Origin of the sequence: Bradyrhizobium sp. NBAIM01, assembly GCF_020194115.1 — a bacterium.
GTDB classification, from domain to species: Bacteria; Pseudomonadota; Alphaproteobacteria; order Rhizobiales; family Xanthobacteraceae; genus Bradyrhizobium; species Bradyrhizobium yuanmingense.
Window position 1 is genome coordinate 210,678 of the sequence record NZ_JADYVU010000003.1, and the last position, 18,903, is coordinate 229,580.

Consider the following 18,903-nt stretch of genomic DNA (forward strand, 5'->3'; position numbering starts at 1 on the left):
CAAGCACCATCAGGGCGTCAGCACGGCCGCGCCGAGGATCTGGCCATTCCGCAGCATGGTCAGGACCTCATTGGCCTGATCGAGCGGAAACGCCGTCGTCTCGGTGCGCACGCCGGCTTGCGGCGCGACCTTGAGAAAATCGAGGCCATCCTGCCGGGTCAGATTGGCGACCGAGACCAGCTGCCGTTCCTGCCACAGCAAATCATACGGAAAGCTTGGAATGTCGGTCATGTGGATGCCGGCGCAGACGACGCGACCGCCTTTGCGCACGGCGCGCAACGCCGCCGGGACCAGCTCGCCGGCTGGCGCGTAGATGATCGCGGCGTCGAGCGGCTCGTCGGGCACCTGGTCCGATGACCCCGCCCAGACAGCGCCGAGACGGCGGGCAAGATCTTGTGCAGCGGCATCGCCGGCCCGCGTGAATGCATGGACGGAGCGTCCCTGCCAAGCCGCGACTTGCGCAATGATGTGGCCGGCCGCGCCGAAGCCATAGAGACCGAGCCTCTCGGCGGGGCCGGCCAGGACCAGCGAGCGCCAGCCGATCAGCCCCGCGCAGAGCAGAGGCGCAATCTCGACGTCGCTGCCGGCCTCGCCGAGCGGAAAAGCGTAACGTGCGTCGGCGATGGTGTGGGTCGCGTAGCCGCCGTCGCACGTGTAGCCGGTGAACAGCGGTGCATCACAGAGGTTTTCCATACCCTCGCGGCAGAAGCGGCATTTTCCGCAGGTGAAGCCGAGCCAGGGAATGCCGACCCGGTCACCAGGCGCATGTGTCGTCACATTCGCGCCGATGAGGTCGACCCGGCCGACGATCTCGTGGCCAGGCACGATCGGATAGCGGATGCCGGGCAGCTCGGCATCGACGAGATGAAGATCGGTCCGGCATACACCGCAGGCGCTGATCTTCACCCGGATCTGACCCTCGCCCGGCATCGGGTCGGGCCGCTCCTCCATCCGGAGCCGCGCTCGTGGGGTCGGCAACACCATCGCACGCATGTCTGTCTCCGGGGCGAACCGCTCCGACTGAAGTATCCATAGAACGGCCGAGTGGCCAGTCCTTGACGTCAGTCAACGCCTGTTTCCCGGGCTGATCGGACGGAGTTTCCCCCGGTCTTGACGCGGATCAAGGGTCTCGACGACAGCCCGCCTATCATGGTGGCTCAGGAGAATTCCGATGCCCATCAAGGATGTGTTTCTGCCCCTTGTCGGCCAGCCGCGCGGGCCAGCCCTGGTTGCGATCGAGAAATGCGTTTCTGTCGCCGCCGATCTCGGCGCCAGGATCACCGCGCTCGCGGTCGAGGAAGATGTTTTCGAGCGACCGAAGGTGATGCTGCCTGACGATCGCGAATTCGCGCAGGCCAGCCTCGAGGCGAGCGACATGCAGCAGCTGCTGAATGCATTCACCGATGCGGCTTGCTGCGCCAACGTCCGCGCCCAGGGCCGGTCGGGCAAGGTGCCTGCGGATCAGATCGGAGCGATCCTGGCCGAGCACGCCCGCTTCAGCGACCTCGCGCTGGTTCCCGTGAAACCGCATGACAGTCGAACGGAGACCATCGTGGAGGCGTTGTTGTTCGAATCCGGCCGGCCGCTTCTGCTCTGTCCCGAACATCGCGCCGACGAGCTCAGGCCCGAGTTCGAGAACGTCGTGATTGCCTGGGATCATTCTGCACGGGCCGCGCGTGCGGTCGGCGATGCGTTGCCTGTTCTTCAGGCTGCCAGTTCGGTTCGTGTGCTGACCGTGGCGGAGGACGAGACGGACGCGGTCGTCCGATCCGGAACGGCACTCGTCGACCATTTGCGGGAACACGGCGTCTTTGCCTCGTTCGAAACCACGAAGGGGGGCGGCCGCTCGACCGGCAAAGTATTGGGAAGCTGGGCGAATTCCCATGGCATCGATGCCATCGTGATGGGCGCCTATCATCATTCTCGCCTGAACGAGATCGTGTGGGGCGGTGTGACAAAGACCGTCATTGGCCAGCCACCATGCTGGGTTATGATCTCGCACTAGGCGTCTTCTTCCAGCCGGATCGTCCAATCATCGGAACCGCCGCTGGCGCGGCGCATTTGTTTTCATGTCGACTTATCGTCTGAACAACCTGCTGTCGCCGCGCTCGGTTGCGCTCGTCGGCGCGAGCGCGCGTCCGGCGTCCGTTGGACGCGCGGTCCTGGAAAACATTCGGAAAGCGGGATTCAAGGGGCGGTTTGGCCTCGTCAATCCGCGCCACGCCGAGATCGGCGGCCTCGCCGCGGTGAAGAGCCTGGACAGGCTGGACTTCGTGCCCGAGCTCGTCGTCGTCACCGCGCCCGCGGGCGAGATTCCAGGCATCGTCGAGCAGGCCGGCCGTCGCGGATCTGCGGGTGCGCTGATCGTCTCGGCCGGTCTCGGCCAGGGACCGGGATCGCTGCACGAGGCGACCAGCGCTGCCGCCCGCAAACACGGCATGCGGCTGATTGGGCCGAACTGCCTCGGCATCATGATGCCCGGCGTCAGCCTGAATGCCAGTTTCGCCGCGCACATGCCGGGGGCCGGCAACCTCGCGCTGATCTCGCAATCGGGTGCCATTGCCGCCGGCATGGTGGATTGGGCCGCGCAGCGCGGCGTCGGCTTCTCCGGCATCGTCTCGATCGGCGATCAGATCGACGTCGACATTGCCGATTTGCTCGACCATTTCGCGATGGATCACAAGACCCGCGCGATCCTGCTCTACATCGAGGCGATCAAGGACGCGCGCAAGTTCATGTCGGCGGCGCGCGCCGCCGCGCGGGTGAAGCCCGTCGTCGTGGTGAAGTCCGGCCGCATGGCGCAGGGTGCGAAGGCCGCTGCCACGCATACCGGGGCGCTCGCCGGTGCCGACGCCGTCTATGACGCGGCGTTCCGCCGCGCGGGCGTGCTGCGGGTGTCCGACCTGCGCGAGCTGTTCGACTGTGCCGAGACACTCGGCCGCGTCGAATCGCCGACCGGAAAGCGTCTCGCCATCCTGACCAACGGTGGTGGCATCGGCGTCCTCGCCGTCGATCGATTGGTCGAGCTCGGCGGTATTCCGGCGACGATCTCGACTGATGCGCACAGGAAGCTCGATGCGGCGCTGCCGCCGACTTGGTCCGGTGCAAACCCCGTCGACATCGTGGGCGACGCCGATGCTGCGCGCTACGCAGCGGCGCTGGAGGAACTGCTGGCCGATCGCGACAACGACGCAGTCCTCGTCCTCAATGTGCAGACCGCGATCGCATCGGCCGCCGAGATCGCCAAGACCGTGACGGAGCTCGTGGCTAAGTATCGCGAGCAGCACCGGCGATGGGCAAAGCCCGTGCTGGCGGCCTGGGTCGGCGCCGATCAGCACATCATCCAGGCACTCTCCAGCGCCGGCGTGCCGAACTATCCGACCGAGGACGACGCCGTGCGCGGCTTCATGCATCTGGTCCGGCACCGCGAAGTGGTGGAGGAGCTGACCCAGGTGCCTCCCGCGATGCCCGATACGTTCGTTCCGGATGCCAGCGGGGCGAGAGAGATCGTCACAGCCGCGATCGCGGACGGCCGCCAGTGGCTCGAACCCGTCGAGATCAAGCACCTGCTCGAAGCCTACGATATCGCGATGGTGCCGACCTATGCGGCAGCAGATGTCGAGCAGGCGGTGACCTATGCAAAGGAAATCTTCGCCCAAGGCGGCACCGTCGTGCTGAAGATCATGTCGCGCGACATCACCCACAAATCCGACGTCGGCGGCGTCGTGCTCAATCTGACGTCGCCGGAGGCGGTCCGTGCGGCGGCGACGGACATTCTTGCGCGAGCGCGGAAGCTGCGGCCCGAGGCGCGCATCGGCGGCGTCATCGTCCAGGCCATGGTCGTCAAGGCAAAGGCGCGCGAGCTGATCCTCGGCCTTGCCGACGATCCGACCTTCGGCACGGTGGTGGTTTTCGGCCGCGGAGGCACGGCGGTGGAGATCATCAACGACAAGGCGCTGGCGCTGCCGCCGCTCGACCTGCAACTGGCCCGCGATCTGATCGACCGCACGCGCGTGTCGCGGCTGCTGAAGGCCTATCGGGACGTGCCGGCGGTGAAGCACGACGCCGTCGCCATGGTGCTGGTCAAGCTGGCGCAGATGGCGGCCGACATTCCCGAGATCCGCGAATTCGACATCAATCCGCTCCTGGCCGACGAAACCGGCGTGACCGCGGTGGACGCCCGCGTCGCGGTCGGACCGCCACAGCGGAAGTTCGCCGGCTCCGGCCCGGCCAATTTCGCCGTTCGCGCTTATCCGTCGCAATGGGAGCGACGCCTCAAGCTCAAGGAGGACTGGCGCATCTTCGTGCGGCCCATGCGCCCCGAGGACGAGCCGACCATCCACGAATTCCTGCGTCACGTCACGGCGCACGACCTTCGCCTGCGCTTCTTCGCCCCGATGAAGGAGTTCACCCACGAATTCATCGCACGCCTGACCCAGCTCGACTATGCGCGCGCGATGGCCTTCATCGCATTCGAGGAGGCCAGCGGCGAAATGGTCGGCGTGGTCCGGCTCCATTCCGACTCGATCTACGAGACCGGCGAATACGCGATCCTGCTGCGGTCCGACCTCAAGGGCAGGGGGCTCGGCTGGGCCCTCATGCAGCTGATCATCGACTACGCGCGGTCGGAAGGATTGAAGACCATATCGGGCGACGTGCTGCAGGAGAATACCGTGATGCTCGACATGTGCCGGCAGCTCGGCTTCGAGGTCAAGCCGGACCCGGCCGAGCCTGAGATCTGCGACGTCAGGCTCAAGCTCTGAGCGTGTCGGCTACGATTGCGCCTCGGCCGAACTGGCATCATTGGACGACCTGGCCGTCGTCCGCAGAGTCTTGATGATGATCGCGATCAGCGGCAGCAGCACCGGCACGATCGTGCTCAGCGGGTGGTGCACCGCGCCCGACACCTGGGCCTGGAGCGCACGGGCCTCGAGCTGGAGGGCTTCGATGGAGGTGTCGTGAATTTCGTTGGCGAGTTCGATGTCACGCCCCGACGGAGCGCGGCCGGCGATCAGGAAGAGAGCGGCCGCGATGACGAAATTGACGGCGCCGAGGATGGCAGCCGCGGTAATTGCGCTCCAGATCTGCACCAGTGCGAAATAGGCCGACAGCTCCAGCATCAGCAGCCCGAACGCGGCGATCAGCGCCGCGAAGGCACGCAGGCCGAGGCCGATCAGCAAATGGCGCAGCCTGATGTCGGCGATGATCCTGTCGGTGCGCCACAGCACGCGCAGATGTTTGACGACATTCTCGGTATTCACCTAGTGTCTCCTCAGCATGAAGCCAACAACCACACCCAGCGCGAAGGCAGAGGCGAGCGATGTGACCGGACGCTCCGCAACGAGGCCCTGGAGCGTCTCCCCCTCCTGTTCGACGGTCTCGCCGAGCTCGGCGGGTGCGGCCCTGATCTGATCGGCGAGCGCATCAGTGCGAGCTTTCGAGCTCTCGAACATCTCCTCGCCGGCGGTGCTCAACAAGTGCGTGACGTCGACCTTCAGCGTGCGCAATTCCTCGCTCATCCTGTCACTGTCGAACATGGATTTGGTGTCCTCATTAAATTCAAAGGAGCCTAAGACCAGCCTGTGCGATCGCGCTTGATTTGCGTCAAGAGGCGGAGCCCGTTCGGGGTCTTGAGACAGGTCAATCCGGCCGCCACATGCTGGCCTAGAAATGCCGGCTGAATGGGGACCGATTGTCCCGATGAGGTGGAAAGCGTGAACCACGAACCGCTGCTGCACGCGACGCCGTCCGGCGACGTGCTGAAATTGCGCCCCGAGGGGCCCTGGACCGCCGCGAACGTGGTGACGCTCGAGACCTTGTCCCGCTCGGTCGGGGCCGACGTCGATCGTTCGCGCGCCGTATCCTTGGACATGTCGGGGATCAGCGCGCTCGATACGCTCGGCGCCTGGCTCCTGGAGAAGCTGTCGCGCAGGGCCGCCTCGTCAGGCAGGCCAGCCGAATTCGTCGGCGTCGCCGATCATTTCAGCGGGCTGATGGACGAGGTGCGCCAGGTCAACCGCCGCACGCCGGCTCCGGCGGCCGCGCCCAATCCGGTTCTGGCGCGGCTGGGTGATCTCGGCAAGTCCACGGTCGGGGCGCGGGAGGACATCACGATCTTCCTCCAGATGCTCGGCGCGTTGTTCATGGCCGTCATCGGCGTGCTGCGCCGGCCGCGTTCGCTGCGGCTGACCTCTCTGGTGTATCAGCTCTACCGCATCGGATGGCAGGCGATCCCCATCGTCACGCTGATCACCTTCCTGATCGGCGCCATCATCGCGCAGCAGGGCTTCTTCCACTTCCGTAGATTCGGCGCGGAATCATACACGGTCGACATGGTCGGCATCCTGGTGCTGCGCGAGCTCGGCGTGCTGATCGTCGCCATCATGGTCGCGGGACGGTCGGGGAGCGCCTACACGGCCGAGCTCGGCTCGATGAAGATGCGCGAGGAGATCGACGCGCTCTCGACCATGGGGCTCGATCCGGTCGACGTCCTGATCCTGCCGCGCGTCGCGGCCCTGGTCGTTGCGCTGCCCATCCTCACCTTCATCGGATCGATCGCCGCGCTCTATGGCGGCGGGCTGGTCGCGCAGTTCTATGGCGACATGGGGCCGGCGATCTACATCGCGCGCCTGCACGAGGCCATTTCCGTGGCACATTTCGAAGTGGGCATCCTGAAGGCGCCGTTCATGGCGCTGGTGATCGGGATCGTGGCCTGCAGCGAGGGATTGCGCGTCAAGGGCAGCGCGGAGTCGCTGGGGCGGCAGACCACGACGTCGGTGGTGAAATCGATCTTCCTGGTGATCGTGCTCGACGGCCTGTTCGCCGTGTTCTTTGCCTCGATCGGAATGTGACGATGGACGGACCACAAGACGAGTTCGCCATCCGCGTCCGTGACCTCGTGGTCGGCTTCGGCCGTCAAACCGTGCTCGACCATCTGTCGCTCGACGTCCGCCGCGGCGAGATCCTCGGGCTGGTGGGTGCCTCCGGCGGCGGCAAATCGGTCTTGATGCGGACCATCATCGGCCTCATCCCGCGCCGGAGCGGGACCATCGAGGTCATGGGACAACCCGCCGGCGGCCAAGGCCGCGGCGCAGCGATGGCCTGGGGCATCCTGTTCCAGCAGGGCGCGCTGTTCTCCTCGCTGACGGTGCGCCAGAACGTCCAGTTTCCCTTGCGCGAAAATCTCGTCCTGTCGCAGGAGCTGATGGACGAGATCGCGATTGCCAAGCTCGAGATGGTCGGTCTGCGTGCGGAGGACGCCGACAAATATCCGGCGGAGCTGTCCGGCGGCATGACCAAGCGCGTGGCGCTGGCGCGCGCGCTCGCGCTCGATCCGCCGATCCTTTTCCTGGACGAGCCGACCTCGGGCCTCGACCCCATCGCCGCTGGCGAGTTCGACGCGCTGATCAAGACGCTGCAAGAGACCCTGGAGCTCACCGTGTTCATGGTGACCCATGACCTTGCGAGCCTGACCACGGTCTGCGACCGCGTCGCCGCGCTCGCCGACGGCAAGATCGTGGCGATCGGCCCGATGCGCGAATTGCTGCAATCCGAGCATCCCTGGGTGCGCGCCTATTTCCACGGTAAGCGCTCGCAGATGCTGCAACATGAGATGAGATGAGAGATGGAAACCCGCGCTCCCTATGTGCTGATCGGCAGTTTCGTGCTGGCCGCGATCGTCGCGGTGTTCGGCTTCGTCTATTGGCTGAACAACACCGGCGGCATCGGGCCGCGCACCAGCTACCACGTGCAATTCCAGGGGCCGGTGCCCGGCCTGCTGGTCGGCGCCGGCGTGCTGTTCAACGGCATTCGCGTCGGAGAGGTGACCCAGCTCGGACTCGCGCCTGATATCCCGCGCTTCGTCAATGCGACGATCTCGGTTGCCACCGCGACGCCGGTGCGTGCCGACACCAAGGTCGGCCTCGAATTCCAGGGCCTGACCGGCGTTCCCGTGGTGACATTGGAGGGGGGCGTGATCGTCGCCAAGTCGGGCGAGCTGCCGACCTTGATCGCGGAGGCCGGCGCAGGCCAGAGCATGACGCAGGCGGCGCGCGATGCGCTGCGGCGGGTCGACACGGTGCTTCAGGACAATTCCGGCCCGCTGAAGGACACCATTGCCAATTTCAAGACCTTCTCCGACGGGCTCGCGCGCAACACCGGCAAGATCGACGGCATCCTGGCAGGCCTCGACAAGATGACCGGCGGCGGCACGCCCGCGCAGAAGGTCACCTACGACCTGCGCACGCCGCAGAATCTCGGGCCGGCCGGCAAGACGCTATCGGCCTCACTGGCCATTCCCGAGCCGACGGCGGTGGCGATGCTGCAGACCCAGCGCATGCTGTTCGCGCCTAGCGGCGACAGGCCGGGCTTTGCGGACTTCCTCTGGGCTGACAGCATTCCGAAACTGGTGCAGGCGCGCCTGATCGACAGTTTCGAGAACTACGACATCGCCCACGCCCCGCTGCGCACGACGGATCTCGGGCCGGCGGACTACCAGCTCCTGCTCGACATCCGGCGCTTTCGGATCGCGACGGATGGGGAGGCTCGGGCCGAGATCGGACTGTCGGCTCGGATCGTCGACAAGAATGGCAAGGTGATCGCATCGCGCCTCATCGAGGCCAGCGAAAAGCTCGACAAGGTCGAACCGGCCGCTTCAGTCGCCGCCTTCGATGCCGCCTTCGCGCGCATCGCCAAGGAGCTGATCGGATGGACCGTGCAGGCGGTGTGAGGGGCGACTATTCCAGCGTCTTCAGGTAGGACAGCAGGTCGTGGATCTGGTCCGGGCTGAGTTCGAAGGCCGGCATGTCGGCATGTCCGGTGGAGATCCCCTCGGCCAGCGCCTCGCCAAGGCTGTTGATCGGATAGCGCCGATGCAGGGTGCGTAGCGGAGGCGCGATCTCCAGCTGGCTCTTGGAGGCGCGGTCGATCGCGTGACAGCGTGCGCAATTGGCTCGGGCGAAAGCCTTGCCGCGTTGTTCGGCGGCCGGGGCCGCGAGCGCAGGCGTGATCAGAAGCAGCCCAATCAGGCCGTGACGCAGTGCTCTTTGCAGCATGGAATCATCCCGTCGAACGTGGACGCAGAATAAGAGCGGGATGCCAGCCAAATTTGATCTGGGTCAATCGGCTGCGGCACGGTGCAGTAAAATGCAGCCGCGCGGTGGACTCGGCCTGACGTCGGGAGCGGCCGGCGTGGGGAGCGATGGATGAAGCCTTCCGTGGTCACGAGTGAGCCGAACGGACATCATTGCGACGATTGTGCCGTGCGTGGAGCGGCGGTCTGCTCGTCGCTCGATGCAGCCGAACTCCGGGAGTTCGAGCATCTCGGCCGCCGCGTCCATTTCGATTCGGGCGAGACCGTGTTTTCCGAGGAGGACATCACGACCTCGTTCTACAACGTCCTCGAAGGCGTCATGCGGCTGTACAAGCTGCTGCCTGACGGCCGGCGGCAGATCGTCGGCTTTGCCTTGCCCGGTGACTTCCTCGGGATGAATCTGTCCGGCCGGCACAATTTTTCGGCCGATGCGATCGGCGTGGTGAAAGTGTGCCAATTCCCAAAAGGGCCTTTCGGCCGTTTCATCGAACACCGGCCGCAATTGCTCAGGCGCATCAACGAATTGGCCATTCGCGAGTTGAGCCAGGCGCGCGACCACATGGTTCTGCTCGGCCGCCGCTCGGCCGACGAGAAGGTCGCGACCTTTCTGCTCGGCTGGCGCGAGCGGCTCGTCGCGCTCAACGGTCCGTCCGACATGGTCGCGCTTCCGATGAGCCGTCAGGACATCGCCGATTATCTCGGCCTGACCATCGAAACCGTCAGCCGCACCTTTACCAAGCTTGAGCGTCTCGGCGTGATCGAGATCATTCACGGCGGCATCAGCCTGCTCGATCCGGCCCGTGTCGAGGCCATGGCCGCAGCCTGACCTCCCGTCCACGGCGTCTTCGGCAGAATTTGATCCCGATCAATGACGCCGGCCATGCTCCGCAAAATACTGCCGGACACAAATCCGGGAGGGGATGATGCCTGCTGACGCGTTGCTCGTGACCGTTGTCGTCGTCGCGATCTTTGTGGTGTTCGCCGCAGTTCTGGCCTGGGCTGACCGGCAAACCAGGGCGGGCCGGCTTGATCCGGATTCCAGGCACTGAAGCCTTCTGCAGGTCCAGGTCCAAGTCCAAGTCCAAGTCCAGGTTTAGGTCCGAGTCCGGCGCGCCAGGGCCGGTGCTCGCCTGGGCGGGCGCTGGCCCTCGGCAGCGTCTCGACGCAATCGCGGTTTGCGTAATCCGCAACTCTGCGTCGAAGAGGACGCATCGCCGCAGCTTTTGGCTGCTGACTTCCTCTTTACGGGCCTTTTCGTGGCATTTGCCTCAAATCGCGCGCGTGCTTTCCGGTTGAAATGCCTGGTAACGTTGACTACGCAGGAACTCAGTGCCTCGTAGTCTTAGGAGCCCCGCGGCGTGCCTCAGGACAAGACCGGCGATCCCCGACAACCGGCGGGCAACAAACTATCGGTCCTGCGCAAGCACCCGATCTTCGCGGATCTGGAGCCGGAAGCGCTCGATCAACTCTGCCGCTACGCCAAGCACACCACCGTCAAGCGTGGCGCGACGATCGCCGCCAAGGGCGATCCCGGCAACAGTCTGTTCGCGGTGATCGCGGGGACAGTCAAGATTTCCTCCTCATCACCTGATGGGCGGAACGCCATTCTCAATCTGATCGGCCCCGGAGAAATCTTCGGCGAGATCGCCGTGCTCGACGGCGCGCCCAGGTCGGCGGATGCGACCGCCAATACCAATTGCGAGCTCTACGTCATCGATCGCCGGGACTTCCTGCCGTTCGTGAAGAGCCAGCCGGCGCTGGCGATGAAGTTCATCGAGCTGCTGTGCGCGCGTCTGCGCTGGACCAGTCAGCAGGTCGAGCAGGTGATCCTGCAGAATCTACCGGGCCGGCTTGCCAGTGCACTGCTCGGTCTCACCGAAGAGCGCAAGCTGGATTCCGGCAGCGGCACGCTCGCCATCACGCAGCAAGAGATCAGCGAGATGGTCGGGATGACGCGCGAGAGCATCAACAAGCAATTGCGCGCCTGGGCCGGCCGCAACTGGGTCCGCCTCGAGCACGGCGCCATCGTCGTGCTCGATACGGACGCGCTGCGCGAGCTCGCCGAGAGCGGCCTCGGCGGCGAGTGACGCCGTCGGCCTAACCGTCGATGCTGGCGACCGCGCGGGGCCTCGATTGGAGGCGTCAAGTCACGGGCTAGCGACGTCGAGCCAGGCCGCCATACCCACCATAGTGCGAATTGCGCCAGAAATCGATCGATGCAAGTCTTGCATCGATCGATGCCGGATTTGGCTTGGACAGAGAATGCCGCCCGCCCTAGGGACGACATTGGCGCTTGACTTCACACCTGAAGCGGAGCGACCCAAGGCGGCCTGCAGCCGGGCCGACAACGATATAATCGATCTCAATCAACCCAGGAGGAAGCCCACATGAAGACGCTCACCGGTATCATCACAGCCGTTGCACTGGCGGTCTCAGCACCCCTGGCCACTGCACGCGATTTCCGCTCGGCTGACGTTCACCCCGCCGATTATCCGACCGTCGAGGCGGTCAAGTTCATGGGCCAGCAACTCGCGGCGGCGAGCGGCGGCAAGCTTGGCGTGAAGGTGTTTCCGAACGGCGCCCTAGGCTCGGAGAAGGACACGATCGAGCAACTCAAGATCGGCGCGCTCGACATGATGCGGATTAATGCATCGCCGCTGAACAATTTCGTGCCCGAGACTATCGCGTTGTGTCTGCCCTTCATCTTCAGGGACACGCAGCACATGCGCACCGTCCTCGACGGTCCGATCGGCGATGAGATCCTGGCAGCCATGGAGCCCGCGGGCCTGGTCGGCCTTGCCTATTACGACAGCGGCGCGCGCTCGGTCTATACCGTCAAGGGACCGGTCAAATCGCTGGCCGATCTGAAGGGCCTGAAGATCCGCGTCCAGCAATCCGACCTGTGGGTCGGCATGATCCAGAGCTTGGGGGCCAACCCGACGCCGATGCCCTATGGCGAGGTCTACACCGCGCTCAAGACCGGCCTCGTCGACGCTGCCGAGAACAACTGGCCGTCCTACGAATCCTCCCGGCACTTCGAAGCCGCCAAGTTCTACAACATCACCGAGCACTCCCTCGCGCCCGAAGTTCTCGTGATCTCGAAAAAGGTCTGGGACGCGCTGAGCAAGGAGGACCAGGCGATGGTCCGCAAGGCAGCCAAGGAATCGGTGCCCGTCATGCGCAAGCTCTGGGACGCGCGCGAGCAGGCCGCCCGCAAGACCGTCGAGGCCGCTGGCGTTCAGGTGGTCACGATCGGCAACAAGGCGGAGTTCGTCGATGCAATGAAGCCGGTCTACCAGAAGTTCGCCGGTAACGAGAAGCTGCAGAGCCTCGTCAAGCGCATCCAGGACACGAAGTAGGACAATTCGAAGCCGGGTCCGGCGTCGCCGCCAGGCGGCACCGGATCCCGTGAGGAGGCGCGGGATGACAGACCCACACGTCGCAAGTCACGAACAGGGGGCCGTAGCAGCACGCCCGTCCACCGGCTTGCTGTCGCGGGTCAATGCCCCCATTGCGCGCCTCGGCATGTACCTGTCGGTGACGGGCCTGCTCGTCATCGTCGCCATCGTCTTCTACCAGGTATTCGGACGCTACGTGCTCAACTCCAGCCCGACCTGGACGGAGAACTTGGCGCTGGTCCTGATCCTCTACGTCACGCTGATCGGCGCCGCCGTCGGCGTACGTGATGCCGGGCATATCGGCATGGACAGCCTGCTGGTCATGCTCCCCGATCACGCGCGGGAGAAGATCGAGATCGTGATCCACGTTCTGGTCGCCGTGTTCGGCCTCGCCATGGCCTATAATGGCTGGGTCCTCGGCGCGTCGGTGGGCACCGTGAAGATCCCCAATCTCGGCCTGCCCGAGGTGATCCGCTACGTGCCGCTGTTCGCCTCCGGCGTCCTGATCGTTTCGTTTTCCATCGAGCACATCATTGCTCTCCTGCGCGGCGAAGAGGTCGTCCCCTCATGGAACTGATCATCCTCGGCGCCACCTTCTTCGGCTTTCTGATCCTCGGCGTACCGGTCGCCTTCGCGATCGGCCTGTCGGCCATCTGCACCATCCTCTACGAAGGCCTGCCGGTCGCCGTCATCTTCCAGCAGATGATGTCGGGGATGAACATCTTCTCCTTCCTCGCCATTCCGTTCTTCGTCTTCAGCGGTGAGCTGATGCTGCATGGCGGCGTGGCCGACAAGATCGTGCAACTCGCCAAGAATCTCGTCGGGCACATCCGCGGCGGGCTCGGCATGTCGAACGTGGTCGCGTGCACGCTGTTCGGCGGCGTCTCCGGCTCACCCGTGGCCGACGTGTCGGCGATGGGCGCGGTGATGATCCCGATGATGAAGAAGGAGGGATACGACACCGACTACGCCGTCAACGTCACCACCCATGCCTCGCTGGTCGGAGCCCTGATGCCGACCAGCCACAACATGATCATCTATGCGCTGGCGGCCGGCGGCAAGGTCTCGATCGGCGCGCTGATTGCCGCCGGTCTCCTGCCGGCGCTGGTGCTGATGGTCTGCATGCTGGTTGCCGCCTACGCGGTCGCGGTGAGGCGCGGTTATCCCGCCGGCAAGTTCCCAGGCTGGGCTGAGGTGGTCCGCTCGCTGGCGGCGGCGCTGCCGGGGCTTCTGATCGTCGGCATCATCCTGGCCGGCATCCTGTCCGGCGTCTTCACGGCAACCGAATCGGCGGCCATCGCCGTCACCTACTCGATCCTGCTGACTTTCTTCATCTATCGCACCATGACCTGGGGCAACTTCCTGCGCGCCGCCGCCAAGGCGGTGAAGACGACCGGGGTGGTGCTGCTGCTGATCGGCGTCTCCACCATGTTCCAGTACCTGATGGGACTTTACGAGGTGGCGGATCTCGCCGGCGCGATGATGAACAAGTTGTCGACGCAGCCCTGGGTGATCTTCCTGCTCATCAACATCATCCTGTTCGTGCTCGGCACGTTCATGGACATGGCGGCAACGATCCTGATCTGCACCCCGATCTTCCTGCCGATCGCGATGAAGGCGGGCATGGACCCGGTGCAGTTCGGCATGCTGATGCTGATCAATTGCGCCCTCGGGCTCAACACGCCGCCGGTCGGAACGACGCAATTCGTCGGCTGCGCCATCGGCGGCATCTCGGTCGGCGCGGTGATGCGTACCATCCTGCCGTTCTATGCTGCGCTCATCGCAGCACTGATGTTCGTGACCTATGTCCCTGCATTCTCGTTGTGGCTGCCGCGCCTCTTGATGGGCTACAAGGGCTAGCAGCACCAGGGAGACATCGCCAGTGACGGACTATCGCAAGCTCTTCGATCTCACCGGCAAGACCGCGCTCGTGCTCGGCGCCGCATCCGGCATCGGCAAATCGTCGGCCGAAGCGCTTGCGGGTCTCGGTGCCCGGGTTGTCTGCGCCGATCGTGCGCTCGACGCAGCGGAGGCGACGGCCGTCGGCATTCGCGACAAGGGCGGCTGGGCGCAAGCAGCTGGCTGCGACGCCGCAAGCGCCGCGGATGTCAATGCGCTGGCCCAAACCGTGATGCAGAAGTTTCCGCGGCTCGACATCGCCGTGACGACGCCTGGTCTCAACATCCGCAAGACCATCCTCGACTACACCGAGGAGGATCTCGACCGCGTCCTCACCCTCAACGTCAAGGGCACGGTCTTTTTCTTCCAGGCCTTCGGCCGCATCATGGTTGCGCAGAAGGGCGGCAGCATCATCGCCTGCTCCTCGGTTCGCGCGGTGACCATCGAGCCCGGCCTCGGCATCTACGGCTCGACCAAGGCGGCGATCGGCCTGCTGGTGAAGGGCTTTGCCTCCGAGGTCGGGCACGCCGGCGTGCGCGTCAATGCGATCGCCCCGAGCATCGCCGAGACCGCGCTGACCGGCCCTTTCAAGCAGCGCCCCGACATCTACAATCTCTACGCCGGCCACACCGTGTTCAACCGCTGGAGCAGCGCCGACGAGGTCGCGACCGCCGTCGCCTATCTCGCCTCGGATGCCGCAAGCTATGTCAGCGGCAGCACGCTGTTCGTCGACGGCGGCTGGACCGCCGTCGACGGCCCGCCGACCGGTCTTACCCAGTTGCACAAATAGCAAAGGATGTAGCTCGGGTTGCGCTTGCACGTCGCGCGGCTCACTGGCAGGCCTCCTTCGCAACCGCAGCAGGAAGCTCCGGCGCGCGCGGCTTGAGCAAATCGCATGGGGCTTGCCGGATAAATGCGCTCGGCTGGCCGGTATTTTGGTGTTACGAAGTGGGACATGAACCAGCACGCCAAGATCAACGCGAAGATCGAGATCCGCCATTCGACCTGTCCGCATGATTGCCCCTCGGCCTGCGCCCTCGATGTCGAGGTGGTCGAAGGCCGCAGCATCGGCCGCGTCCGCGGTTCGAAGAAGCAGACCTACACCGCCGGCGTCGTCTGCGCCAAGGTCGCCCGCTATGCCGAGCGCATCCATCATCCCGAGCGGCTGATCTATCCGCTGCGCCGCACCGGCCCCAAGGGTTCAGGTCAGTTCGCGCGGATCTCCTGGGACGAGGCGCTGGACGAGATCGGGCACCGATTCAATGCGGCCGAGCGCGACTTCGGTGCGGAATCGATCTGGCCCTATTACTACGCGGGGACGATGGGGCTCGTGATGCGCGACGGGCTCAACCGTCTCACGCATGTGAAGAAATATTCGCGCTTCTACCAGACCATCTGTGCCAATGTTGCGCGCATCGGCTTTGCAATCGGCACCGGCAAGATCGCCGGCGTCGACCCGCGCGAGATGGCGCTGTCCGATCTCGTCGTGATCTGGGGCACCAATCCCGTCAACACTCAGGTCAACGTGATGACGCACGCCTCGCGCGCCCGCAAGGAGCGCGGCGCGAAGATCGCGGCGGTCGACATCTACGACAACGAGACCATGAAGCAGGCCGACATCAGGATCATCCTGCGGCCCGGCACCGACGGCGCCTTCGCCTGCGGCGTCATGCACGTCCTGTTCCGCGACGGCTACGCCGACCGAGCCTACATGGACAAGTATACCGATTGCCCCGCCGAGCTCGAGGCGCATCTGAAGTCGCGCACGCCGGAATGGGCCTCGGCGATTTGCGGCGTTCCGGTGTCGGAGATCGAGGCTTTCGCCAAGGCCGTCGGCGAGATCAAGCGGACCTTCTTCCGTCTCGGCTATGGCTTCACCCGCTCGCGCAACGGCGCGACGCAGATGCATGCGGCGCTGTGCATTCCCGCGGTGACCGGCGCTTGGCAGTATGAAGGCGGCGGCGCCTTCTTCAACAATTACGCGCTGTGGCACTTCAACGAATCCATCATCGAAGGCCACGACGCGATCGACAAGACCACCCGCGCGCTCGACCAGTCGCAGATCGGACGTATCCTCACCGGCGATGCCGAAGCTCTGCAGGGCAAGGGCCCGGTCAAGGCGTTGCTGATCCAGAACACCAATCCGATGACGGTGGCGCCGGAGCAGGCGCTGGTCCGGCAGGGCTTTGCGCGCGAGGATCTGTTCGTGGCGGTGCACGAGCAGTTCATGACCGAGACGGCGCAGATGGCCGACATCGTGCTGCCGGCGACCATGTTCATGGAGCATGACGACCTCTATTATGGCGGCGGCCATCAGCACATCTCGGTCGGGCCGAAGCTGATCGACCCGCCGGGCGAATGCCGCTCCAACCACGAGGTGTTGCAGGCGCTGGCGCCGCGGCTGGGCGCCAGGCATCCGGGCTTCGAGATGAGCCCGCGCGAATTGATCGACGCGACCTTGAGGCTGAGCAATCACGGCGACATCGCCGGCCTTGAAGCCGACATCTGGCGCGACCTGCAGCCGGATTTCCGCACCTCGCATTATCTCGACGGCTTCGCCCACGCCGACGGCAAGTTCCATTTCAAAGCCGACTGGGCGCATCCGCCGTTCGGCGTCACCATGGGCGACTACGACAAGATGCCTGGTCTGCCGGATCATTGGGCAGTGATCGAGCACGCCGACCGGGCCCATCCGTTCCGGCTTGCGACCAGCCCCTCGCGCAGCTTCCTCAACACCACTTTCAACGAGACGCCGTCCTCGCAGGCGCGTGAGGGCCGGGCCAGCGTGATGATCCACGCGCTCGACGCCGCCGCGCTCGGCATCGCCGATGGCGATGCGGTGACGCTCGGCAACGGCCGCGGCGAGACCACGCTGACCGCGACGCTGTTCGAGGGCGTGCGGCGCGGTGTCCTGATCGCCGAATCCGTTCATCCCAACAGCAATCATATCGGCGGCCGCGGCATCAACACGTTGACGGGCGCAGATACGATCGCGCCGATCGGCGGCGCGGCGTTCCACGATAATAAAGTCTGGATCAGGAAGGCGGCCTCAGCTCAAGGCGTGCACTCCGTGACGCCGTAGCCCGCGAATTCCTTTGCAATGTTCGGGTTCATCGACCTCGCCTGCGCGATATCGGTGGCGCCGTCGCCGCCGCTTCTGCGCGCAGCGATGCCGCGGCCGAACAGCGAGGACGAGGAGCGCGGGTTGCGCTGGATCGCGTCGGTATAATCCTTGATCGCCTCGGCATTGCGCCCGAGCTTGAGGTTGACGAGCCCGCGGCTGTCGAGTGCATCGCTCAAGCCCGGGTTGATCTGGAGCGCCAGATTGCAGTCGGCGAGCGCGCCTTGCGGGTCGCCCGTCGCAGCCCGGCTCCAGCAGCGGTTGTTTAGGGCTTCCGCGTCCTTGGGCGCGCGGCGGAGCACCGCGTCGAAATCCTGTATCGCGAGCGCATAGGCGCGCTTGATCGCGTAGACCTGGCCGCGTTTGTAGCGCGAGGTGACATCGTTGGCGTTGGCGGTGATCTTGCGGCTGAGATCGGCGATGACGGGATCTCGTGCCAGTTCGTCCGCATTCGGGGCGGGCTCCGCCTGCGGTACCTCGCAGACCGGCTTTTGCGGCTCGGGTGTCTGCACCTGTGGCTTGGCCGCGTCGTCCCGCGGCCGCGTCGCCGGGCTTGCGAACGAGAACTCCGTCGTCAGCGAGGAGGACAGCCAGGGCACTTGCTCGCGGTTGGTGGCGGCAACGACGCCATTCTTGGTGTTGGTCAGGGCCTGCTCGGCGCTGATGTTCGGCGCGCGCATTTCGCGCAGCAGCTCGGCGACAAAGAGGCTGCGATCGGTCTTGCCGGTCGCCGTGACCGCGCCGAGCGCAGCGGAGTAGAGCACCAGCGTATTGCTCGGTGCGATCGCCGGTGCCAGACCGGCCGAATGGCGGCGGAAGCGCCGCTCGAACGGGTTGCGGCGGGAAGCGTCGATCAGCGCGATCTTGATGGCGGCACCGCGCGTGTTCATCTCGGCGAGGATGGCGTCGAGGCCGAAGCCGTCGCGCGAGACGTCCGGCTCGGTCCAGATCTGGGCGTCGACCGGCAGCAGATAGGTCTGACGGTTGGACTGGATGGCAAAGCCGTCGAAGAAGATCAGCGCCACCGCGCCGCGCTCGATGCGGTCGTAGAAGCGGCCCAGCACCTGCCGCATGGCATCGCCGGTGAGATTGCTCTGCCTGTCGACGACGAAGCCGCCGCGCTTCAATTCCTCGGCGACGTCCTGGGCATCGTTGGCGACCTCGCTCAGGACGAACTCATTGTCGGGATATTTCGCGTTGCCGATCACCAGCGCGATCTTCGCGGCGTCGGCCGCATGGCATGCGGCGCCGCCGCTCAGCACGACCAATCCTGCCAGCAACAACATCAATGCGGCGCGCATGAAATGGCTCATCGGTGATCAAATCTCCGGTCAGGATAGCGCGCGCAAGCCCCAGTTCAATCGCGAAGCGAAGTTGCGCCCACACGCTATGGT

At 65.2% G+C, this 18,903-nt stretch carries 18 protein-coding genes; 13 read left to right on the forward strand and 5 right to left on the reverse strand.

All coding sequences use genetic code 11. From position 1 onward, the window contains the following. Window positions 1-9 precede the first annotated feature (9 nt). Window positions 10-993 (reverse strand): zinc-dependent alcohol dehydrogenase family protein, encoded by a 984-nt coding sequence (locus I6F31_RS11815; protein ID WP_225148159.1) that lies wholly within the window; start codon window positions 991-993, stop codon window positions 10-12. Between the two features lie 178 nt (window positions 994-1,171). Between I6F31_RS11815 and I6F31_RS11820 the strand changes: the two genes are divergently transcribed. Beyond that, entirely contained in the window at window positions 1,172-2,005 is an 834-nt protein-coding gene (locus I6F31_RS11820; RefSeq protein ID WP_225148160.1) for a universal stress protein, read from the forward strand. Between the two features lie 64 nt (window positions 2,006-2,069). Next, window positions 2,070-4,763 (forward strand): bifunctional acetate--CoA ligase family protein/GNAT family N-acetyltransferase, encoded by a 2,694-nt coding sequence (locus I6F31_RS11825; RefSeq protein WP_225148161.1) that lies wholly within the window; start codon window positions 2,070-2,072, stop codon window positions 4,761-4,763. Window positions 4,764-4,772: 9 nt separating this feature from the next. On the opposite strand, the gene I6F31_RS11830 is transcribed toward I6F31_RS11825, so the two are convergent. Both I6F31_RS11830 and I6F31_RS11835 read right to left on the reverse strand, forming a co-directional pair. Then, window positions 4,773-5,261 (reverse strand): phage holin family protein, encoded by a 489-nt coding sequence (locus I6F31_RS11830; protein ID WP_036007507.1) that lies wholly within the window; start codon window positions 5,259-5,261, stop codon window positions 4,773-4,775. Next, window positions 5,262-5,537, reverse strand: coding sequence for a hypothetical protein (locus tag I6F31_RS11835; RefSeq protein ID WP_225148162.1), 276 nt, complete (start codon window positions 5,535-5,537; stop codon window positions 5,262-5,264). Between the two features lie 177 nt (window positions 5,538-5,714). Between I6F31_RS11835 and I6F31_RS11840 the strand changes: the two genes are divergently transcribed. Genes I6F31_RS11840 through I6F31_RS11850 form a run of 3 tightly spaced genes read left to right on the forward strand, consistent with a single transcriptional unit; the run spans window position 5,715 to window position 8,728 of the window. Next, window positions 5,715-6,851, forward strand: a complete 1,137-nt coding sequence (locus I6F31_RS11840; protein ID WP_225185434.1) for an ABC transporter permease — start codon at window positions 5,715-5,717, stop codon at window positions 6,849-6,851. Window positions 6,852-6,853: 2 nt separating this feature from the next. Next, on the forward strand, window positions 6,854-7,621 hold the full coding sequence (locus tag I6F31_RS11845) for an ABC transporter ATP-binding protein (protein ID WP_225185435.1): 768 nt from the start codon (window positions 6,854-6,856) through the stop codon (window positions 7,619-7,621). 3 nt (window positions 7,622-7,624) lie between these two features. Then, the gene (locus I6F31_RS11850; RefSeq protein ID WP_225185436.1) at window positions 7,625-8,728 is read left to right on the forward strand and encodes an ABC-type transport auxiliary lipoprotein family protein; all 1,104 of its coding nucleotides are present in this window, start codon (window positions 7,625-7,627) and stop codon (window positions 8,726-8,728) included. Window positions 8,729-8,735: 7 nt separating this feature from the next. Here I6F31_RS11850 and I6F31_RS11855 read toward each other — a convergent pair whose 3' ends face one another. Continuing rightward, on the reverse strand, window positions 8,736-9,053 hold the full coding sequence (locus I6F31_RS11855; RefSeq protein WP_225133147.1) for a cytochrome c: 318 nt from the start codon (window positions 9,051-9,053) through the stop codon (window positions 8,736-8,738). A 150-nt stretch (window positions 9,054-9,203) separates the two neighbouring features. Here I6F31_RS11855 and I6F31_RS11860 point away from each other — a divergent pair, with 150 nt between their 5' ends. From I6F31_RS11860 to I6F31_RS11890, 8 genes are all read left to right on the forward strand, one after another. Then, a complete protein-coding gene (locus I6F31_RS11860; protein WP_225185437.1) occupies window positions 9,204-9,917 on the forward strand; it encodes a helix-turn-helix domain-containing protein in 714 nt (237 codons plus the stop codon). Window positions 9,918-10,011: 94 nt separating this feature from the next. Further along, on the forward strand, window positions 10,012-10,140 hold the full coding sequence (locus tag I6F31_RS36505; protein ID WP_275970700.1) for a hypothetical protein: 129 nt from the start codon (window positions 10,012-10,014) through the stop codon (window positions 10,138-10,140). Window positions 10,141-10,449: 309 nt separating this feature from the next. Then, a complete protein-coding gene (locus tag I6F31_RS11865) occupies window positions 10,450-11,178 on the forward strand; it encodes a Crp/Fnr family transcriptional regulator (RefSeq protein WP_036007486.1) in 729 nt (242 codons plus the stop codon). Between the two features lie 300 nt (window positions 11,179-11,478). Next, window positions 11,479-12,450, forward strand: coding sequence for a TRAP transporter substrate-binding protein (locus I6F31_RS11870; protein ID WP_225148166.1), 972 nt, complete (start codon window positions 11,479-11,481; stop codon window positions 12,448-12,450). A 64-nt stretch (window positions 12,451-12,514) separates the two neighbouring features. Beyond that, window positions 12,515-13,066 (forward strand): TRAP transporter small permease, encoded by a 552-nt coding sequence (locus I6F31_RS11875; RefSeq protein WP_225148167.1) that lies wholly within the window; start codon window positions 12,515-12,517, stop codon window positions 13,064-13,066. Then, complete coding sequence (locus tag I6F31_RS11880) at window positions 13,057-14,349, forward strand: TRAP transporter large permease (RefSeq protein WP_036043893.1); 1,293 nt, start codon at window positions 13,057-13,059, stop codon at window positions 14,347-14,349. The genes I6F31_RS11875 and I6F31_RS11880 overlap by 10 nt, the downstream gene beginning before the upstream one ends. 22 nt (window positions 14,350-14,371) lie before the next feature. Then, window positions 14,372-15,178 (forward strand): SDR family oxidoreductase, encoded by an 807-nt coding sequence (locus I6F31_RS11885; RefSeq protein ID WP_225148168.1) that lies wholly within the window; start codon window positions 14,372-14,374, stop codon window positions 15,176-15,178. A gap of 165 nt (window positions 15,179-15,343) precedes the next feature. Continuing rightward, window positions 15,344-17,470, forward strand: a complete 2,127-nt coding sequence (locus tag I6F31_RS11890) for a molybdopterin oxidoreductase family protein (protein WP_225175198.1) — start codon at window positions 15,344-15,346, stop codon at window positions 17,468-17,470. On the opposite strand, the gene I6F31_RS11895 is transcribed toward I6F31_RS11890, so the two are convergent. Then, window positions 17,443-18,822 (reverse strand): caspase family protein, encoded by a 1,380-nt coding sequence (locus tag I6F31_RS11895; RefSeq protein ID WP_225148170.1) that lies wholly within the window; start codon window positions 18,820-18,822, stop codon window positions 17,443-17,445. The two genes, I6F31_RS11890 and I6F31_RS11895, sit on opposite strands and share 28 nt — an antisense overlap. Window positions 18,823-18,903: the final 81 nt, after the last annotated feature.

Bases quoted from the DNA above. Each gene is read 5' to 3' on its own strand.
- I6F31_RS11825 (WP_225148161.1), top strand. From the start codon at position 2,070: ATGTCGACTTATCGTCTGAACAACCTGCTGTCGCCGCGCTCGGTTGCG.
- I6F31_RS11870 (WP_225148166.1), top strand. From the start codon at position 11,479: ATGAAGACGCTCACCGGTATCATCACAGCCGTTGCACTGGCGGTCTCA.
- I6F31_RS11820 (WP_225148160.1), top strand. From the start codon at position 1,172: ATGCCCATCAAGGATGTGTTTCTGCCCCTTGTCGGCCAGCCGCGCGGG.
- I6F31_RS11855 (WP_225133147.1), bottom strand. From the start codon at position 9,053: ATGCTGCAAAGAGCACTGCGTCACGGCCTGATTGGGCTGCTTCTGATC.
- I6F31_RS36505 (WP_275970700.1), top strand. From the start codon at position 10,012: ATGATGCCTGCTGACGCGTTGCTCGTGACCGTTGTCGTCGTCGCGATC.
- I6F31_RS11880 (WP_036043893.1), top strand. From the start codon at position 13,057: ATGGAACTGATCATCCTCGGCGCCACCTTCTTCGGCTTTCTGATCCTC.
- I6F31_RS11895 (WP_225148170.1), bottom strand. From the start codon at position 18,822: ATGAGCCATTTCATGCGCGCCGCATTGATGTTGTTGCTGGCAGGATTG.
- I6F31_RS11860 (WP_225185437.1), top strand. From the start codon at position 9,204: ATGAAGCCTTCCGTGGTCACGAGTGAGCCGAACGGACATCATTGCGAC.
- I6F31_RS11890 (WP_225175198.1), top strand. From the start codon at position 15,344: ATGAACCAGCACGCCAAGATCAACGCGAAGATCGAGATCCGCCATTCG.
- I6F31_RS11815 (WP_225148159.1), bottom strand. From the start codon at position 993: ATGCGTGCGATGGTGTTGCCGACCCCACGAGCGCGGCTCCGGATGGAG.
- I6F31_RS11835 (WP_225148162.1), bottom strand. From the start codon at position 5,537: ATGTTCGACAGTGACAGGATGAGCGAGGAATTGCGCACGCTGAAGGTC.
- I6F31_RS11845 (WP_225185435.1), top strand. From the start codon at position 6,854: ATGGACGGACCACAAGACGAGTTCGCCATCCGCGTCCGTGACCTCGTG.
- I6F31_RS11850 (WP_225185436.1), top strand. From the start codon at position 7,625: ATGGAAACCCGCGCTCCCTATGTGCTGATCGGCAGTTTCGTGCTGGCC.
- I6F31_RS11875 (WP_225148167.1), top strand. From the start codon at position 12,515: ATGACAGACCCACACGTCGCAAGTCACGAACAGGGGGCCGTAGCAGCA.